16 protein-coding genes are annotated in these 18,608 nt (G+C 62.1%); 1 reads left to right on the forward strand and 15 read right to left on the reverse strand.

Annotated elements, in window-relative coordinates:
• A complete protein-coding gene (locus tag BKK79_RS15350; protein WP_071037979.1) occupies positions 1-432 on the forward strand; it encodes a hypothetical protein in 432 nt (143 codons plus the stop codon).
• Positions 433-518: 86 nt separating this feature from the next.
• Here the strand turns inward: BKK79_RS15350 and BKK79_RS15355 are convergent, their stop codons facing one another.
• The 15 genes from BKK79_RS15355 to BKK79_RS15425 form a co-directional block, all read right to left on the reverse strand.
• A complete protein-coding gene (locus BKK79_RS15355; protein ID WP_198173284.1) occupies positions 519-1,784 on the reverse strand; it encodes an acyltransferase family protein in 1,266 nt (421 codons plus the stop codon).
• Positions 1,781-3,670 (reverse strand): tetratricopeptide repeat protein, encoded by a 1,890-nt coding sequence (locus BKK79_RS40355; RefSeq protein ID WP_071037980.1) that lies wholly within the window; start codon positions 3,668-3,670, stop codon positions 1,781-1,783. Before BKK79_RS40355 ends, BKK79_RS15355 begins: the two co-directional genes overlap by 4 nt.
• A 52-nt stretch (positions 3,671-3,722) precedes the next feature.
• Positions 3,723-4,115 carry a GtrA family protein gene (locus BKK79_RS15365; protein ID WP_071037981.1) on the reverse strand — a complete coding sequence of 131 codons (393 nt, stop codon included), beginning with the start codon at positions 4,113-4,115 and terminating at the stop codon, positions 3,723-3,725.
• A 1-nt stretch (position 4,116) separates the two neighbouring features.
• On the reverse strand, positions 4,117-5,034 hold the full coding sequence (locus BKK79_RS15370) for a class I SAM-dependent methyltransferase (RefSeq protein WP_084084916.1): 918 nt from the start codon (positions 5,032-5,034) through the stop codon (positions 4,117-4,119).
• A gap of 92 nt (positions 5,035-5,126) precedes the next feature.
• Positions 5,127-7,082, reverse strand: a complete 1,956-nt coding sequence (locus tag BKK79_RS15375; protein ID WP_071037983.1) for an NAD-dependent epimerase/dehydratase family protein — start codon at positions 7,080-7,082, stop codon at positions 5,127-5,129.
• 21 nt (positions 7,083-7,103) lie between these two features.
• On the reverse strand, positions 7,104-8,015 hold the full coding sequence (locus BKK79_RS15380; RefSeq protein ID WP_071037984.1) for a transketolase: 912 nt from the start codon (positions 8,013-8,015) through the stop codon (positions 7,104-7,106).
• On the reverse strand, positions 8,012-8,797 hold the full coding sequence (locus tag BKK79_RS15385; RefSeq protein ID WP_071037985.1) for a transketolase: 786 nt from the start codon (positions 8,795-8,797) through the stop codon (positions 8,012-8,014). The genes BKK79_RS15380 and BKK79_RS15385 overlap by 4 nt, the downstream gene beginning before the upstream one ends.
• The gene (locus BKK79_RS15390; RefSeq protein WP_071037986.1) at positions 8,794-10,362 is read right to left on the reverse strand and encodes a hypothetical protein; all 1,569 of its coding nucleotides are present in this window, start codon (positions 10,360-10,362) and stop codon (positions 8,794-8,796) included. The genes BKK79_RS15385 and BKK79_RS15390 overlap by 4 nt, the downstream gene beginning before the upstream one ends.
• Positions 10,363-10,647: 285 nt before the next feature.
• Positions 10,648-11,439 carry a hypothetical protein gene (locus BKK79_RS15395; protein ID WP_071037987.1) on the reverse strand — a complete coding sequence of 264 codons (792 nt, stop codon included), beginning with the start codon at positions 11,437-11,439 and terminating at the stop codon, positions 10,648-10,650.
• 114 nt (positions 11,440-11,553) lie between these two features.
• A complete protein-coding gene (cysC, locus tag BKK79_RS15400; RefSeq protein WP_442873232.1) occupies positions 11,554-12,210 on the reverse strand; it encodes an adenylyl-sulfate kinase in 657 nt (218 codons plus the stop codon).
• A 104-nt stretch (positions 12,211-12,314) separates the two neighbouring features.
• Complete coding sequence (locus BKK79_RS15405; protein ID WP_071037988.1) at positions 12,315-13,460, reverse strand: glycosyltransferase family 4 protein; 1,146 nt, start codon at positions 13,458-13,460, stop codon at positions 12,315-12,317.
• A complete protein-coding gene (locus BKK79_RS15410) occupies positions 13,457-14,716 on the reverse strand; it encodes a lipopolysaccharide biosynthesis protein (RefSeq protein WP_071037989.1) in 1,260 nt (419 codons plus the stop codon). The genes BKK79_RS15405 and BKK79_RS15410 overlap by 4 nt, the downstream gene beginning before the upstream one ends.
• On the reverse strand, positions 14,716-15,822 hold the full coding sequence (locus tag BKK79_RS15415) for a glycosyltransferase (RefSeq protein WP_071037990.1): 1,107 nt from the start codon (positions 15,820-15,822) through the stop codon (positions 14,716-14,718). The genes BKK79_RS15410 and BKK79_RS15415 overlap by 1 nt, the downstream gene beginning before the upstream one ends.
• Positions 15,823-15,851: 29 nt before the next feature.
• Complete coding sequence (locus BKK79_RS15420; RefSeq protein WP_071037991.1) at positions 15,852-17,177, reverse strand: exopolysaccharide biosynthesis polyprenyl glycosylphosphotransferase; 1,326 nt, start codon at positions 17,175-17,177, stop codon at positions 15,852-15,854.
• Positions 17,174-18,319 carry a glycosyltransferase family 4 protein gene (locus BKK79_RS15425; protein ID WP_232346220.1) on the reverse strand — a complete coding sequence of 382 codons (1,146 nt, stop codon included), beginning with the start codon at positions 18,317-18,319 and terminating at the stop codon, positions 17,174-17,176. The genes BKK79_RS15420 and BKK79_RS15425 overlap by 4 nt, the downstream gene beginning before the upstream one ends.
• Between the last annotated feature and the right edge of the window lie 289 nt (positions 18,320-18,608).

Here is an 18,608-nt window from a genome sequence, read left to right on the forward strand (position 1 = left end):
ATGAAGAAATTCACTTTCGTCGCTTCGATAGCGGTATTGCTGGCAGCGGGAATCATGGTCGGGAAGTACCGTGCACCCGGGCCCGATGCGGTGCCGGGTGCGGCGCTATTGCAGGCGGCAGTGGGTGTGGCGGCAATGCCAGGTGTCGGATTCGATATCAGGTTGATGCCCGAGACTGAATGCACGGCCTTGCAGCATGGTGCCGTTGCCGAAGCGCAATGGAATGTGGTCGAATCGGGGGTGCGTGCGGTCGAGTTGTGGATTCAAACGCCGGATGGCAAGTCCCAGCTCTGGGAGCGCGGCGGGCAGGAGGGCCGGCAACTGACAGGCCCGTGGGCGAAGGAAGGGCTCTTGTTTGTACTGGTGGAAAGCCACACGCACAAGCTGCTGGCGGCAAGCCATATCCATAAGGATCACTGCACGGCGCAGTGAGGCGGTAGTCCGTGTTGCAGGCAAAGGTGGCTCGTCTGAGAGGCAGGGCGAGCCACGATTGTTTCCCCGTTCGCTTCCCGGTTCCGCTAAAGAGTGGCGGAGCGCTTGTCGCTCAATACGACGGGTCGGGAGAAGGCGTGCCGTCTGGCAAACCGGATCGACGGCTTCTCCACGAGATGCCAGGAAAGCACCGCTGCTGCGAAAGTCAGCGGAATCGCGATCGTCAGGCCGACCAGGTTGTCCATCTCCGGTGCGTATGCAGCCACTATCTGCTGGATAGGGAAGGCCCAGAGGTAGACGCCGTACGAGTAGTCATTCCTGAGGCGGATGCGTCGCAAGATCCTGTCGCCGGAAAGGCACAGAAGGACATATGCGAACGCTAGATGGAACAGTGGAGCGGCAATTGCCGAGTGCCGTCCTGCCACGTAGGCGAGCGCAAGGATGATTCCGATCCTCCAACTGACAATGACACGATCTCGGAAAGCATATAGCAGCATGCCAGCCATAAAGAACGGTGGGGCGTAGAACGAGTACCCGGTCGGCTTGTTGACAATGCTTCGTAGCAGTTCGTAATTGGAGGTGTGGGTGGCAAGGTAGGCGATGCCCGCGCCAAGAATGGCCAGAAGCGCGACGAGTCTCAGCCGAGAGGAATAGGCCGAAATAAGCCCCGCGCCAACGACCATCAGGTAGCACATCAGCTCGAGTGGCAACGTCCAGAGGGATCCGTTTACAACCGACTTGATCGCATTGTGCTCAAAGATATGGGGCAGCGTCCACTGGATCCCCCAGAACAGCCCGACGTTCTTGAAGAAGTAGTCACGCGTCTCTTCGCCGAGCACCGCGCTGGCAAAGCTTCCCGTGGATAGGAGCGGGTATAGCAGAAAGGCAGTCAGGAAAACGCAGGCAATCAGCGCAGGATAAATGCGAGCGAGCCGGAGCGGGACGAAACGTTTCAGCGACTGCTGGCGCTCATAGCTGGCGGATACCAGCATGCCGCTGATCAAGAAGAAGGTGTAGACGGCGAGGCTTCCCGAGTATTCCAGGCCCGTGTGTTGAAGGATGGGTTCTATGCGTCCGTGTGCCGGTTGCAGCCAGAACGAATGGCCGAACATGACGGCCAGTGCTGCGCACAGCCTCAGCAGGTCGAAGTTGTTGCCATCCCTATCCAGGATGGATGAGAGCTTCGTGCCACGGAGCAGGTTATGCCACCGGAAGGCGGCCACTGAATCTTGCATGTTCTGGTCTTGGTTGTTTGCCGCAGACATCGTTTCTGCGACCTGCGGCAGGGGGACAAGCGCCGCCTTCGTTCCGCCAGCCTGACGCCGGCTGATTCGCGTCGATGCGTCGCTCAAGATCTGTCGTCTCGTCGCACAGTCTCCAAGGCCTGGTTGAAGGCCGGGTTGGGCGAGGTGCCGGCATTCGCGACTGCCTCGGCATACGCGTCTCGCGCTTCGTCCAGGCATCCGAGCGCTTCGAGCGCCTTGCCCAGGTAAAAGTGGCTGTAGGGATTCCGAGGAATCAATTCAGCGCTGCGCCGCAGGCAGAATTCAGCACGGTCCGGTGCATTGTAGGAGAGAAACGTGGTTCCGCATTTGAGAAAGCGGAATCCTGCAGCGTCCCCCGCGTGACCGACTTGTGGCGGTGATGTGAACTCCAGGAGATCCGGGTATTTCACAAGGTCCTCGGAACTGATGCCAAACTCCGACACCTCCGCAAGAGGGCTCTGTTTATCCATGACACGGGCGACGCTCCCATCCGAGCGGAACAGCCATGCTTGGTCTGGGCGATTGCGCTCCAGTTGATCCGGATTGATCCAACTCACTATCCCGCGCTCGGCGTTGATCCCCTCGATTGCCGACACGGATGGACTGTTGGACGGCAGCCATTCCGGGTAGCGCAGCACATAGAAGTGAACACCGGCGGGGGGGTGCATGGACAAGATGGCCTGCCAGTGGTCGTAGGGGCTGAAAGGCCCGTTCAGGCCGGAAACGACGACGGTAGATGGTCCGCTAGGAAGACCCGCGATCAGGTGTTGGAGTTCTATCACAAGGCGCTTCTGTCGGAGTTGGTTGTCAACGATCCATTTCTCTCTGGTGTACGTGCCTGCGAATCCGCTAGGGCTGCCGATGGCAAGAGCAAAGATAGCCGCGACGATAAGCCGGAATCCGGTTGTGCCGCGCTGGAAGACTGCTGCCAGAAGCAGCACTGGCGCGTAAAGCAGATATGCGCCGTTCCACGAATAGGCGGCATGGTGATGATTGGGCAGCACGGAATTGGGCAGCCACGCGAGGGCGCCGGCGGCAACGATCGCCAATGCCGTCAGGGCGATGGCGCTCGTGCTGCCGAAGGCCAGCGAAATACTCAAGAGGGTTAGTGTGATGATGGCCGCGCTGATCAGCGACATACCCTCTACGGAGTACTGTGCCCACTGCGCGAGGATCGATGCCGGGCGCAGGATGATCTGATAGGGCGAGCCGTCGAAGTTCGCACTTCCGGTGAAGGGAGATCCGTTGATCCGGTTGATCACGAAGGCAAGTAGGAATGCCGAGAGCACGATGGCGAGCGGTGCGAGCGCTGCCCGCACGTTCGACTTCATGTGGTAGAGCAGCCAGGCAGCCGCGAGCATTGCTGCCGATGCTGCATAGGTTTCTTTGATGAGGAAACCCAGCAGGGCCAGCAGGAACACCTGCCAGTCGGCATGCCCGCGGAGCTTGAGGTTCGCTGCTAGCAGCAGGAACAGAAATGACAACTGGGAAAAGACATCCCAAGTCGAGAATTCATACTGGTACGGATGCGACGCCAGCAGATAGGCGAAGGCCGATGCGGCGGCAAAGAATGGCAGCTTGATCTCGAGCTGGAATGCTCGGCGCATCATCATGGCGATGCCTATGTAGTTTGCCACGACGACGCCAAATGACGCGATGACGGATCCGTGGATGCCCAATCGCCCGAACAGGGAAAACAGCAGCAGTGCTAGTGGCCTGGGCTGTGTCAGGATCTGCAGGGCACCGCCCTCGCTGTAGGCAAGTGCCTGGGCAATGTAGTAGTCGGAGTGGTGCGGCCAGAATGGGTCATAGAAGCCTGGGAAGATGCAGGCCAGCACCACGGCATGCACGGCCAGGAATATCGTCGCAAGCGAGATGGCTTCAAACGCAGCGGGTTGTAGAACTCGTCTTTCTTGCGGCATATCGCACGTGTCGATGTGTCGTTGGTACGGGGTGGCCTTGCCGCGCGTCATCGTCGCCGGTGGCCGCCTGTTCAAGTTACCAGCGGCAAGGCTGGCCGGCGCCTCACGGGCCGGTTCTCCTGTTGAAAACGAACCGGGACATCAAGAGGAATGAGAGGCAGGCCAGCGGAGGCGTCAGCAATGCCTGGCAGGCGATCGGTCCTCCGACCAATGGGATGATCTCATGAGCGAGTCCCAGATTCAGGAGGTAAAGCGCGAGGTAGGACAGCACGAAACGGGGAAAGCGCTTGCGCGAAAGGTCGGCAAAGACCAGGCCGCCCGTGGTCAGGAAATTAAAGCCAATGCCCGCCACGTTGCCGGCGATGAGCGCGGCCCAGGGAGGGAGCCCAAGAAGTATGCACGCCGAGTAGGCACAGAAGCCGAATAGCGAGTTCAGCGCGCCCACCGCGAGAAAGCGCGGGAACCGCCCGAGCCGGTTGAAATGGAACGCTGGCACGTTAGCGGGTCGGTTTGAAACCGATGGCGGCGGTATTGCCGACATTGACGGAAAGCTTCAGTCCATCGATGCCGAGCGTGCTCAGTAGCGAGCTCGCCATCTTCTTGAGGCGGGGACTTAGTGGGGCAAGACGCGTCCAGTATCGCAGGGCATACCTGTTGGCGAAGGGGCGGACGGTCACGTCGACATAGCCTGTCGAGTCGAACAGTGTCCCGATGCTGCGCTGGGAGAAGAGTTGCATGTGCTCGATGTCGATGATCGGCGAACGCTTGCCCATCAACTTGTTGACCGGGCTGCGGTAGTCGTGCGTGACAGTGACGAATGCGCCGCCGGGGCGAAGCAGGTTCATCACCGAACTGGCAATCTCCTTTGGTTCGCGGACATGCTCGAGGGTCATGAAACAGCAGATCAAGTCGAACGATTCCGGTGCGTAGTCGCTCTCCCTGAAGATGCCTTCCCTGATCCAGGGGCGCCGATACTCGGGGGCAGCGGCGATAGCGGCAGAGGAGGGCTCGATGCCCGCCACGTTTTCACATCCGAACGACTTGAGCACATCCAGGAAGACGCCGGTACCCGTTCCAATTTCCAGCGCGTCCTTGAGCGGGCGCTTCTTGGCGAGGCCGCTGACAATGCCGGCATAAGCGCGGGCAGCATCAGCAGCCTCTTCGCTGCTGTCGTACTCCGCCGCGTGGTACACCTCTGCGAGTGCGCTCTGCGATGGTGGGCGGTCCACATAAACGAGGTCGCACCGATGGCATTGAACCATCTGGTAGCAGAGGTACTCCGGCGCCTTGCGGGAGGCGAAGCTGAACTCGTTCAGCTTTGAGGTGTCGATGTGCTCCTCGAAGTAGATCTTCGCGGCCTCGGGGCTACTGCCACAGACTGGGCAAAGCCTCTCGTGACGGTTTTCCAGTTGCATTTGAGTCATCTGTGGGCGGAAGGTTAACCGACCGCCGCGCGTGTACGTTTCGGATGGGCGTGATGGCGCGAGCTCAGGAAGGGCCGGCTTCCTCATGGTCTTGCCGTCTGCTCTGAAACCTTCCCGTTGCGGATCAGCGCAGCGCGTATGAGTCGTGGCCTGCCCTTGACCTCGAGCATGATCTTTCCAATATATTCGCCCACTAGGCCGATTCCGAACAGGTTCAGGGATCCGAACATAAGTATGGCGATCAGCATGGTTGTGACGCCACGTGGTGCGATATCTGGGAAAGCGATGCGAAGTACGCCGATGATAAAAGCTGCAAGAATCGACAGCGTCAGCAACAGCAGGCCCGCCGTGGTCAGCATGGTGAGTGGAACGTTACTGAACGAAAAGATCCCCTTCTTGGCCCAGTCGATATTCTTGGTAAAAGAATTGGTGGTATGCCCGAACATGCGCTCGGGGCGGACATAGTCGACGCCGGTCTGACGGAATCCGACATAGGCGCGCAGCCCGCGCATGAAGAGATCCCGCTCCTCACAGGCCAGCAACCAGTGCACGACCTTGCGGTCGATCAGTGAGAAGTCGCCTGCATCGAGGGGGATCTTCACGTAGCTGAACGCCGCAAAGACACGGTAGAAGGCCTTATACAGCAGGCCCCAATGCCATGGCATCTCGCGCTGGATGCGCCGGCCGTACACAACGTCAAAACCCTTCTCCCACTGGGCATAGAACGCCTCGATGAGTTCGGGCGGGTCCTGCAGATCGCCGTCGAGCAGGACCACGGCATCCTTGGACGCCAGTTCCATGCCGCTACGGAAGGCCATCTGCGAGCCGAAATTCCTAGAATGCGAAATGCCAATGACGCGAGGGTCGCTCTTCGAGATGTCGCGAATCACCTCTTCGGAGTTGTCGGGGCTGCAGTCATTGACAAAGATGATCTCGTAGTCGATCTCCAGCTTCTGGAAGGTATCCGTGAGCCGGCGATACATGATTGGGATCGCCGGCTCATCCTTATAGCAGGCAATGATGGCGGTCACGCTGCGCCTACGGTTGCGTACGGATAGCTTCGAGCGCTCGGCAAGGTCTGCCGGGCTGAGTGTCTGCACCCACCGGGCGGTTGCCTGCAGGCCGTCGTCGAGCGCGATGCTGGCCTTCCACCCGAGCTGGAGCGCGGCCTTTTCGGCATTTGCATACCAATCGGCGAGGTCCCACGCACGGCCCTCCATCGAGCCGAATTCGGGTTCTTGCTCTACCTTGAACAATTCGCGCGTCAGCGTCGCCAACTCACGAATAGTCGTCTTCTTTCCCGAGCCGATGTTGAAGCTCTCGCCATACAGCGACGGGTTCATGCGGATGGCGGCGCTGATGAATGCCGCACACACATCGTCGACGTGGATGAAGTCCCGAGAAGTTTCCGGAGCGACGAAAGGGGGAAGGTCGCCCGACAGTGCCTTGCGCAGCAGATTGGGAATCAGGCGCGAGCCGTCTTCGAGCGGTCCGTAGACAGAATACAGGCGCAGGTTCACGCAGGGGAAGTTCTGCTGCTTGCCCATATACCGCAGATACTCTGCGACTGCGGCCTTGGAGACCGCATAGTGGCTGTTGGGTTCCGTTACGGCATCTTCGCGGGGGGCTGCGCTATTGTTTCCGTATTCCGAAGAGCTTCCCGCATGCACGAACGCGGAAATTCCCTGCCTGGCCAACTGGCTTACCAGGCTCACAATGGAGTTGAAATTCGTCTGATAGATTAGATTGGGATCCTGCTCGAACGAGTAGGCTCCATACGCCACGCAGTCCATGACGGTTTGCGGCGCAATCGTATCGATCAGGTGCTTGACGGCCGCCGGGTCGTTGACATCGGTGCGCAGCAAGTTGCTGTCGGGTATATCCGACAGTCGCCAGAAGTTCCCGCCGCGAACCACGGCATAGACATCGCGGCGTATTGCGAAAATCTTCCTGAAGAGATTCGCACCGACAAATCCTGCTGCGCCGGTGATGACAATGGGGCCACGCAGCGCGCGGATTTCCGAGCTCAGATCAAGCATTGGTATCTATGTCTTTCGCAGTCAGGCGAGATTCAAAGCCGAAAGCAGGTGGCTTGTATCGAGTCCAGAGGCCTTGCGCAGATAGGTTTGCGAACCGTAACGCGCATAGTGATGAGACTTGGCGCAGAGATGCGTCACGCGCGCGGCGACGCCTTCTTTCATCAGGTACAAGGCAAGCTCGGACGCAAGGCTTCCTCGGGCGACGTGCTCCTCGGCGACGCAGAGCGTGCCGGTGCGCTCAATCTGGTCCATCAGCTCCCTGGGGACAGGATTCTGGCTGAGCGGCAGTTCGCTGACGGCCCACAGGGCCGGGCGCACGTTCTCGGGCTGCGCGGCAAGCGCCTCGATATAAGTGCCCGCAAGGGGACCTACCGCTACCACCGGCGTGCCCACCCCGGCTACGAGCTGGCGCCAGGGCGCATACGGTGGTGCCGTGTAGCCCTTGGGTGCTTCGCCGCGGCCAAGGCGCAGATAGGCGGATAGAGATGAGCCACCGGCGCGCGCTACCACAGCCGGGATATCTTCATCGAACACCGGCGTGAATGCCATCATATTGGGGAGGGTCAGCAGGATGCCGTAATCCTCGATGGCATGGTGAGTGGGGCCCATCACGCCGTAGCCGTAGCCACCGCCATTACCGATCAGCCGCACCGGCAAATTGTGGAAGCAGATGTCGTTCCGGATCTGTTCGAAGGGGCGGGCATAGCAGAACGGGGCGATGCTGTAGGCCCATGCATCCAGGCCCTGGCGCGCCAGCGCTGCGGCCACCGAGATCATATTCTGCTCGGCAACTCCGGCATTGATGAAGCGCTCGCCCATTACTGTTTGCAAGGGCTCCAGGGCCATGAAGCCGAGGTCGCCGGTCAGAAAGACCATGTTCGAGTCTTCGGCTGCTGCCCTGGCAACCAGGGCGTCGCATAGTTGCTTTCTCATGGCTTGGTAAGTTCCTCGATCGCTTTCTTGTAGTTGTCTTCAGTGAGGGGAAGGTAATGCCACTCCATGCGATCCTCCATGAAGGAAACACCCTTTCCCTTGGTGGTTTCCAGAAATATGAAATGTGGCCGGCCAGGTCGTTTGTCCAACGCCTTGCGCATCTGGTCAAGGTTGTGGCCGGGCACCACGTCCAGTTCGATATCGAAGCCACGCAGCTTTTCCCACAGCGGCGCCATCGACGCCACATGCGTGGTAGTGCCGAATCCCTGCAACTGATTGTGGTCGATGAGAACTGTCAGGTTCGTCAATTGCTGGTGGTGGGTGAAGATCAGGGCTTCCCAGGTGGAGCCTTCCTGCCATTCGCCATCCGAGGTCAGGCAAAAGACCCGCCCTTCCTTATTGCCCAGCCGCAGTGCCAGCGCCGTGCCGGTCGCGAGCGACAGGCCATGACCCAGGCTGCCGGTAGCGAACATGATGTCCTTAATGCCTTTGGCAGGGGGGTGGCCTGCCAGTAGCGTGTCGTCCTTATGAAAGGTGCTCAGCGCCTCTTCCGGCAACTTGCCTGCACTCCACAGGGCAACATAGAGTGCGCCCGCGGAATGGCCTTTCGAAAGAACGAAATGATCGTCCTTGCCGATGTATTCCTTGAACAGAAGAGCCAGCGCGTCGATGGCAGACAGGTTCCCGCCAGCGTGACCCACACCGCTCTCATAGTGCATACGAACGAGACGCCGGCGGATCTCCAGCAGGAGTTGGGGATCCAGTTTCTTGTCTTGAATCATGAGTGACCTCGGGTGGCTTTTTCCGTCTGCCTCTGCTCAGGCTTGAAGCCTACGTCTGGCATATAGGTAAATGCGTATGCGGAAGAATGGATAGCTAGCAGCCTCGCGAAGGCTTGCGGGTCCTGTTCGCAATGGATTTTGCGAGGGCTGCCTTCATAAAGCTCGAAGAAACGCCCGTCGATGAAAGTCCATTGGCAATGATCCCGTGAAGCCATCAGGAGCAAAGGTGCTCCTTGGGGAGCGGCCTTGGTATCGATGATGTCGCGCTTGGCCAGAGTTGCTGCGGCCGAAGCACTCATCATGTAGATATTCTCAAAGTATCTCGATAGATAGGTGTCGATTCCAAATAGAGACAGGCAGGCGAGGACACATGCCAGCGTTGGCAGCCATTTTCGTGAGTTGGTCGCCCCGCAAGCCCAGGCAAAGCAGAGAAGGAAAAGGCAGAACGGTGCGTATATCCATCGCTGTTCCATTCGGATGGTCAAGGCCGGCGGCAACAGAATAAGAAGAAGCAGGCCGAGAAAGAACAATGGGATATATATACGCCCCGACCCGCTTGCCTTCATTGCAGATACGGCTCGCATCATGAGCCATATCCAGAGGCCGAGCACTACCGCCGCGGTCGCCAGGACGGCGCCGTCCATAGGGTTGCCGGAAGCGAGTCCAGAGAGGACATCATGACCAGCCAGAAAGTCAGGACCATGGTTGATCCCGCAGACGGAAAGGAGCGCCTGCAGGAAGCGGTCGAGACTGGACCGGACATCCGGCGCGAGGTGGGTCGAACCGGTGCCCACAAAGAATGAACTACCTAGCAGGCAGGTTTTGACAAGGAAATTGGCGACAGGAGTCAGTAGACTCAATAGTGCTGGAATGAATGCCGCCGCTTGCCGGCCAGGCCGCTTCAGAGCAAGGACGAAGAGTACGATCGCCAGCCAAGGGGATACCGCAAGATAGCGTTCGTGGGTGTGCAGGGCGAGAATCAGCGCACTCAGTGCGAGCCATTGCCAACGGCCGCGCTCCGGCTGTTGCAGCGCCTGGCTGATTGCCAGTAGCATGAGCAGGAAGAAGGTGAGCGCTACGGATTCGACCGGACCGGTGCCTTGAGTCACTTGGTACAAGGCAAAGCGAGAACTGGCGAAGACAAGCGTCAGGGCGATGCTTGTCATCCTGTTGTTCCTCGACAGGGCGAGCGCCAGAAAATAGAAGATCGTTGCGTTCAGGGTGTGAACTAACCCATTGAAAATCAGAAATGCGCGAAGATCTTCATGGGAAATTCTGGTCAGTGCAAACCAGATAGTGACGAATACCGGTCGGTACTTCTCATAAAAGACGCCGACCAATGCTTGCTCCCAACTGTGCACAAAATCCCCTTCGGGGCGGGTTGCGAGCAGGTTGTAAAGGTCGTCACCATAGAAGGCGGACGGCACCCAGGGCGCGAAGCGTAGATAAGTCACTCCGACAATGCTCAGCGCGACGAGCAGTCCAATGCACGTGGCCGTTTTCCTCCCCTCCGATTCTGCGTTCGAGAAGGCCGGAGCAAAAGGGGGGCTTTCCGGGCGTGGCATTCGTGTTCTGTTCCTGTTATTGGGAGCGCACATTGGGGCTAGGGCCGAGCCGGTACGTCGGGTAGCCCGCAGGATGCGGCCAGGGGGGGATTATGTCACAGGCCAATCGCCAGCCCGGTCGATTTAGCACGCACCCGGAGTCTCCCCCTGGATTTGGCGAGGGAGCCTCGCACCGACCCGTGGGTGCGCTCGCCCGGTGCGGGCAATCTGCGTGCCAGTGGGGCGGCGTTTTGCTAGTCGTTAGTCTAATGATTGAAGCATCCCAGCGCCCAGTGGCGCTGGTCGTCAGCGCACGTCTCGTCCATTCCGGTCCGCACTCAGGAAGGTGGCCTGCCGATACAGATCGAGGTCGAAGCCGTTCTGGCTCAACAAGTCATCGAACAGCGAGTCTCCCAGTTCCGTCGCGATGCGCTCGATGCGGACGGAGAGTCTGTCCGCTCTGCCTTCGCTGCGGTTTAGCGCCGTCTCGGCGGGAAGAGCGATGGCGGGAAAGGCCGGCCGCAGCTTGCGCTGCAATGCGGATACCGATTCCTCGAAGCTGTCCACAAGGCCCACGAACGGCAACTCGCTCAGTCGGGCAGCGGCTACCAGGTGGTCGGCGCTGGTTGCGCGGGCGCTACGCATATCCCGTTGTCGTCCGGCGAGATGGATGGTCTGGAAATTGCGGAAGACGGCGGTACCCGCATCCGATAGGCCCCACTCCACGAACCCTCTAAGATCTGTGTTCTGAGCAATACGTACGCTGGGGCTGAGGCTGTCCGGTGCCTGGCGCCGTTCGAACTTGTAGACCGACTCGACCCGGTCGATCGGGTGACGAAGGAAGACGATAGGATGAATGCGCAAACCCGGATGCATCGGCACCGGCAATCTGGCCTGATGACTGGAAACAACATCGAGCCGAGGATTGTCCAGGATGAAGTTGAGCAGGTCCTGGCTTGTCAGCGTGTCCCAGGGGTACTCGCCCTCGATGGCTCCATTGGAGCCGGGGAAGTTGGCGTGCAGGATGGCGTCGACGGTGGTGCCCGCATTCTTGAAGATGTGGTAGTGGACAATGACATCCCTGACGGCGTTGGTCATGATCGTTGTGGATGCGCGAGGTTGCGATGCATGGTGGTGACGGCGGCTCGCGTAGGCGAGGGGCTGTGGGTCGGCAGGGGGGCGATGGTGTGCTTCGCATCGCCCCCAAATCCTTCAAGGGGATGGTGAGGCCAGTTGCAGAAAGGTCGCGTCCTGCCGGGTGCTGCGGGCGAGGACCAGCCGGGCCAGCAAGCTGGCGCAGTACGTTTCGTCGGCTGTCGTGGTGTCGATGGTCAGGTCTGGCGTCCGCGGCGGCTCATAGGGTGCACTGATACCGGTGAATTGGGCGATCTCGCCACGCTGGACGCGGGCATAGAGTCCTTTGGGGTCGCGCGCACGACACTGCTCAAGGTCGGCCCTCACGTAGACTTCTAGGAAATGATCGGCACCCACTATGCTGCGGGCGGTCTGCCGATCGAGTTCGGTCGGTGAGATCATCGAGACGAGGACCAGCAACCCCTGCTCATTGATGAGCTTTGCGATATGAGCTGCTCGGCGCACATTTTCATGGCGATCCTCGGCTGAGAACCGTAGGTCCTGGCAAATACCTGCTCGCAACTGATCGCCATCAATGCGCAGTGAGCGGATGCCCAGCCTGCTCAGCCAGCGCTGTGCTCCGTCGGCCAACGTCGACTTGCCTGCACCACTCAGGCCCGTCAGCCACACTGTAAGCGGCAGCGCTTCAAGCAGCGTACAAGCAGGCGCTGAGACTGTGCTCCCATGCCGTGCAAAGATCCGATGTGTCATCGTCGGAAAGGGCTCGCCATGCATCTGTGGCGCGCACACTGGCGAGCTGCATTATATTGTGGGGACTTCCTCTTTATACCTTGCCCTGACAGGCGAGCAAGGCAGGAACAGAGGGAGAATGTTTCGCCTTATTTATTCTCGTCACCAGGAAACTTCAGGTCCCCGCGCTGCCACCTTTCGTTGCCCGCATCGCAGCGATCAAGCAGTGCTTCCCAGCGTTGGATGATCGGCTCGGGCAGGAAGCCACTGGCCTTCTGCCTGGCTGCCTCGCCCAGTATGGCGGCTTCTCCTGGGTGGCTGATCATGTGTGCAAGTGCGCGGGCAAGCGGGGCTGGCTGCCCAACCGGAACCACGATTGCATCACGTCCCGGCTCAAGCAGCTCGCGAGGCCCTGTCTCACAGTCCGTCGCTACGATTGGCAGGCCGAATGCCATCGCTTCGACCAGTACCAGGCCAAATCCCTCGTAGCGCGAGCTGAGGCAGAAAACCGAGGCCTGGCTGTAAGCCGCCGTTACATCTGCGCAAATGCCGGGTAGCGTGACGCAGGCGCCTAGCCCAAGTTCGTCTCGCAGCGCTTCCAATGCAACGCGCTCGTCGCCCTCTCCGACAATCGTCAGCCGCCAGTCCGGTGCCAGCGGTGCAACCTCCGCCCATGCGCGCAACAGGACATCGAAACCCTTCGCTGCAACGAGCCTGCCAACTGCGAGCACGGTCTTGGCTGTCCTGGACGAGGCTTGCTCGGGCATCGAGAAGGGCAAGGGATTCGGGATGCAGGCGATCCTGCTGCGAGGCCGCAGTGCTTGGAGCCAGCGGCGCCGGTCTCGCTCAGTCAGGACCACCACGGCCTCGTAAAATCGCGCGGCTAGGCGGCGCGCCAGCCTGCGAGCCGGCTTGCCGAGGTCTTCGTCAAAGTGGCAATGTTCCCATGCAATATGGCGCACGCCTAAGCCGAGCGCGGCAGGCAGGGCAAAGAATGAGAGCATCGGGTCCACCTCGACAAGCACGGCCGTTTTGTTTTCCCGGAGATGGTGTCGGATGCCTGCCACGGTGGTGGCATAAGCGCGCTTGAAGGAGGGGCGGTGTGCGAATAGCGCTTGGTGATTGACCGCCGGGTGCAGCGGGAAGCAGCTCGCCGAGTCCCACAGGCTGAGGATCGTGACGGCATACCCCTGCGATGCGAGTGCATTGGCCATCGTGGCGGTCATTCGTTCTGCACCGGCCACCGCATTCAACGTTCCGGTAAGGAAGCACAACCGGAGCGGGGTTGGTGTCATGCCCGGGCCTCCTGCGCAGCGGGCTTTGCCGTCGCGCAGCGCAGCCAGGTGGCAATGCCGAACAGCACCGAGAGCAGGTTGGCGACGGCGAAGCCCAGGATGGCGCCGTACACGCCGAAGCGCGGAATGGCTACCATGTCAATGCCGATCGTGATGGCAAACACCATACCCCATTTGATTGCAACCAGTCGTGGGCGCCGCAGGTATATAGGCAGGAGGGTGAGTCCGACATCGGCGAAGACAAGCGTGGAGGCCAGCGCGGCGAGCTGCAGCAGGCCCGTCGCGGAGGCGAAGGCAGAGCCGTAGAGCAGATGGATGATCCAGCGTGCGCTCAGCGCGATCAGCGTGCCGCCGGCGATGCCGACGGCCATCATGGCGGCGGTAATCTTGAGGATGTTGCGTCGCGCCTGGGGCAGTGTGGGTTGCGCATAGACGTAGATGGGCGCAATGCCGGCTGCGAGAATGGTGGCAACCATGACAAAGTTGTCGAGGATCTGCATCGATGCAGCATACGCCCCCAGTTCTCCGAGGGGGACGAGCGGCTTGAGCAGCAACTGGTCGACCCGGCGCGAGCCCATCATGAGCATGAAGCTGGCCCAGAACAGCAGCCCGCTGCTGATCAGCTCCTTGGCCAGCGCCGGCTCGTACACGACGCGGGCACGTGGAGCACGTGCCAAGTAGAAGCTGGTCAACAAGACAGCCATGACGACCGGCTCGAGCGAGAAGGCTATCGCATAGGCAGGCACGCTATGGATGCCCGCGGCAAACAGCAATGCAACTCCGGCCGCCTTTACTGTCAACGAGGCCAGGTTGAACAGCGTGTTGGGTCGAGTCCGGGTGTGGGCCTGCATCCATGCCGTGACGATGCCGAATGGCTCGCGCAGCACTACGGCCACGCCGATGATCAGGGCCGGAATCCAGAATTCAACGGTCTGCCCGGTGACGACAAGGAAGGCACACATCAGCAGGTAGCCGAGCACACCTGCCGTCAATCTGAGCCCGAATGCATGGGCTAGCAGACGATGCTGCACAAGCAGATCCTGATTGGCGACAAGGCGTGGAATCACGACTTCACCACCGCAGATCAATGCAATCGAAGAGGCGATGTACACCACGGCCTGCGCATACTGGATATGCGCGAAGCCCTCCGGCCCCAACCCACGCGCGAGCATGGCTACGATGCCAATGCCGGCACCGACCTGCAGGCCTCGCTCGACCAGCATCCACAGCAGGTTGTGTGCGACCTTGCGTTGCATCAGTCGGGCTCCGTGCGTGCCAGATGCTCATAGCAAGCCAGCCATTCGGTGGCGACTGCTTCAAGGCTGAAGTGCGACAGCACGCGCTGACGGCGACTGGTCTGCTCTTGGGCGCTGCCAAGCCCGGCGGCGAGAGCTCGGTGCATCGCCGCAGCCAGGGCAGGAACATCGCCTCTGGGCACGATTTCGCCGCATTCACCGAGCAGCTCCGCCACGCCTGCGGCATCGGTGGAGACCACGGGGCGCCCACAGGACAGCGCCTCGCCCACGACCAGCGGCATGCCCTCGATTTCGGAAGACAGAACGAACAGGTCGGCTGCATTGAGCAGGGCCGGCACATCGTGGCGCACACCCGCGAGCGTGACGAGGCCATCCAGCCGGTGCTGGCAGATGCGTTGTTCGAGGGCAGGGCGCTCGGGGCCTTCGCCGACGATCATCAGTCGGGCGTGTGTCCCTGGCTCGCTCAGCAAGCGCGCAAAGGCATCGATCAATACAGTTTGCGCCTTTTCCCGGGCGAGACGGCCGACATTGAGTAGCAGCCGCGTGTCGCCGCTCAGGCCCAGTGCCGCCCTGGCGTCGCTGCGTGCGGCGGGATCCGGGCGAAACAGCGAAGTATCGATGCCATTCGGCATGACGGCAATGCGTGCGGCGGGAACCGCGCCAGCAGAAACCATGGCGAGTCTTCCCTGCGGGCTGACGTGGGTGGTCAGGTTGGCCCAGCGATCCGTCACGCGGTAAGCGAGCATGCGAAGACGGCCGCCTTCCCGGGCGCTATGTGCCGTGCAGATGACCGGTGGTGTATTCCCGGTCGCCGCAAGTGCGCGGGCGAGAAGGTTGGCGTGGACCATATGGGCGTGAATGATTTCCGGCCGCCACTTTCGCACAAATGCGTGTAGTTGCCACAGTGCCTTCGCCATCGACATGGGTGTCTTGCTCATCTGCAACTGCAGCAGAGTGGCCGCATCCGGCAGTCTGACGCCTTGGCCGGGGGTCAGACTGACGACCGCAACAGCGTGCCCCATGGCGATGAACTGCCGCGCGAGCGCCGCGACCTGCTGCTCGGCGCCCCCGAGCTTGAGGCCGGTGGTCAGTAACAGGATCCGCATTGGTCCGCCGGCGGGGGCAGCCGCTACCATCACCGCGCCCCATACCCAGTCATCATCGTCCGCAACGTCTTCACCGCAATCAGCAGGTCGAGCGCAAACGAGCAATGCTTGACGTAGTAGAGGTCGTAGCTGAGCTTGGTGACGGTCTCTTCCATGCTGCCCACATACCCCTGCTCGACCTGCGCCCATCCCGACAGCCCAGGCCGCACCAGGTGCCGGTACGGATAGTAAGGAATGGTGTCCGAGAACTGCTCTACCATGGGAATCTGCTCCGGCCGCGGGCCGATCAGGCTCATGTGCCCACACAGCACGTTCCACAGCTGCGGGATCTCGTCGAGCCGGTACTTGCGGATGATGCGACCGACGCGCGTCACGCGGGGATCCTGGCGCGCGGCGAAGCGGGCCGGCGCGCCGGCGTCGAAACTCATGCTGCGGAACTTGAGGATGGTGAAGGGTTTGCCGTAGAGGCCGGCGCGTACCTGGCGGAACAGTACCGGGCCGGGCGAGTCGAGCCGGACCGCCAGCGCCGTGCCCAGGGCCAGCGGCAGGGCCAGCGGCGCCAGGCAGGCCACGGCGGCGAGGTCGAGCGCGCGCTTGGCATAGCCATACAGGTAGTGGCTGGCGTAGTCGTCGAGGAAGTTGTCGTCGATATGGCTGAGGCCGACGCGGCCGGTCAGCATCTCGCCGATCTTTTCCACCGAATACATGCGCACGTGGCTGAGCTTGAGCTTGGCCAGCATGCGGGTGCGCTCCGGATCGGCCGCGGCATTGCGGTCGAGCATCAGGCCGTCGCAGCTGGCGGCGGCTTCCAGCGTGGCGATCGGCTCGAAGCGGGCCAGCCCCGTCGGCATGGCGCCGTCCGGTCCCGCGACCTGCAGGATCTCCTCCAACTGCCGCAGGGCATTGGGGTCGGTATAGCCGAACACCGGGACGTAGTTGCTGACGTAGCGGCGGTAACCGCTCCAGGTCCAGACCAGCGTGGTCAGGAAGCCCAGCAGCAGGGCGCCGCGCGAGTATTCGATGTGGAAGGCGGCGAAGACGAACAGCAGTGCGGCGAACGGCAGCGTGACGGCGACGCCGATCAGGCTGTTGCCTTCCATCGCCGGCAGGTGCAGGGCGCGCTGCAGCAGGGCGAAGGCGCACAGGTAGGGTGCGATCGACCAGATCAGGGTGCGGGTGAAGACATAGGTGACCAGGCCGGCGTGATGTGCGGCCTCCGCCACGAAGGCGTTGACGGCGTAGAGCAGCAGGCCGATCAGGGCCCAGCTGAGCATGTGGCTGACGCGTCGCACGGTCTCGGAGCGCGTGGCTGCCGGCCGGTGGTCCTTGCGGGGGAGCGGGGGGCTTTCGTTCATCGTGTGGAACCTGCACGGCGCAGGGCCGCAGCCCCGCTGCCGACGGCTTGCTGATAGACGGCCCAGGTCGCGTCGGCCATCGCGTCGAGTCCGAAGTGGCTGCGCCAGCGCGCCTGGCCCGTCTGTCCCAGGCGCATGCGCTCGGCGTCGTCGGCCAGGCGCCGCAGCGCCTGGGCCAGCGCTTCCTCGTCGTCTGCCGGCACCAGGAGGCCGCACCGGCCGCCGTCGAGCTGCTCGCGGATGCCAGGCAGGTCGGTGGCGACCACCGGCAGCCCGGCGCGCATCGCTTCCAGCACGGAGAGCGGGAAGCCTTCATGGTCGGAGGCCAGTACGAAGGCCTGGGCGCTCGCCAGCAGCGCGGGGACGTCCTGTTCCGCGCCGGGCAGGCGGATCCGTGCCGGGGCGAGGCCGGCGGCCAGGGTACGCATGGCTTCGAGCCGCGGCCCTTCGCCGGCGATGACGAGCTCGCAGTCGGGCAGGGCCGCCCGCGCGAAGGCGCGCATGGCCAGGTCGGGGCGTTTGGGTGCGGCGAAGCGCGCCACCATGACGATGCGGCGCAGCGGTCGGGAGGTATCCGCCTGCAGGGCCGTGTCGCCGATGCCGTTGCGGATCACGCTGACCTTGTCCTGCGCGACGGGCAGGCCGCGCGACAGCTCGCGTTCGGCCTCCGCCACGCAGATCATGCGGGTGGTGAGCGGTGCCAGCACGCATTCGCTGGCGCGCGCGGCGAGCCGCTGGCGCGTCGGCGCGGCCGGCTTGAAGGCGAAGCCGTGCACGGTGTAGACCACGGGCAGGCCGAGCAGGCGCGCGGCCACGCGTCCGAGCGCGCCGGCCTTCGCGCTGTGCGCGTGGACCAGATCGGGGCGGGCCTCGCGCAGGGCGCGCAGGAGCTGGCGCAGGGCGGCGGCCGCGCGCAGCGGCGACAGGGCGTTGTCGAGCAAGGGCAGGCGTACCACGGTGGCGCCCGCTGCGCGTGCGCGCTCCAGCAGCGGGCCGTCGCCGCCGGCCAGCAGCGTGGCGGCGACGCGGCCGCGCAGCGCGCGCAGGAGGTCGAGGACGTGGGCCTGCGCGCCTCCGATCTCCGACTGGGTGATCAGGAAGGCGACGCGAAGCCGGCGGTCAGGCGGGTTGGTGGACGGCAATGCCAGTGTCTCTGACGTGATCGACGTGATCGGATAGGCGTTCGTGTGTCGGGCCGGCGCCTCATCCGCCGGCACTGCGACATGCGCGCCGGGTTGCTCCGGGGCGCGCCGGATCGCTCCGGGGCGCCGGGGGCGGCGCATCGGGCTGTCCCGGGGTGCGGGGTCGGGCCCCTGGCGGCACAGGCGCTAGGCTGGGAGGCATGTCAACCCAACCAGGCGGGCGATGCGGGCAAGCGATTATAAACTGGCGCGCCCGTCGCATTCCGGCAAAATATCACCTTTGGCGTCC

Origin of the sequence: Cupriavidus sp. USMAA2-4, from assembly GCF_001854305.1 — a bacterium.
Classification (GTDB): domain Bacteria; phylum Pseudomonadota; class Gammaproteobacteria; order Burkholderiales; family Burkholderiaceae; genus Cupriavidus; species Cupriavidus malaysiensis.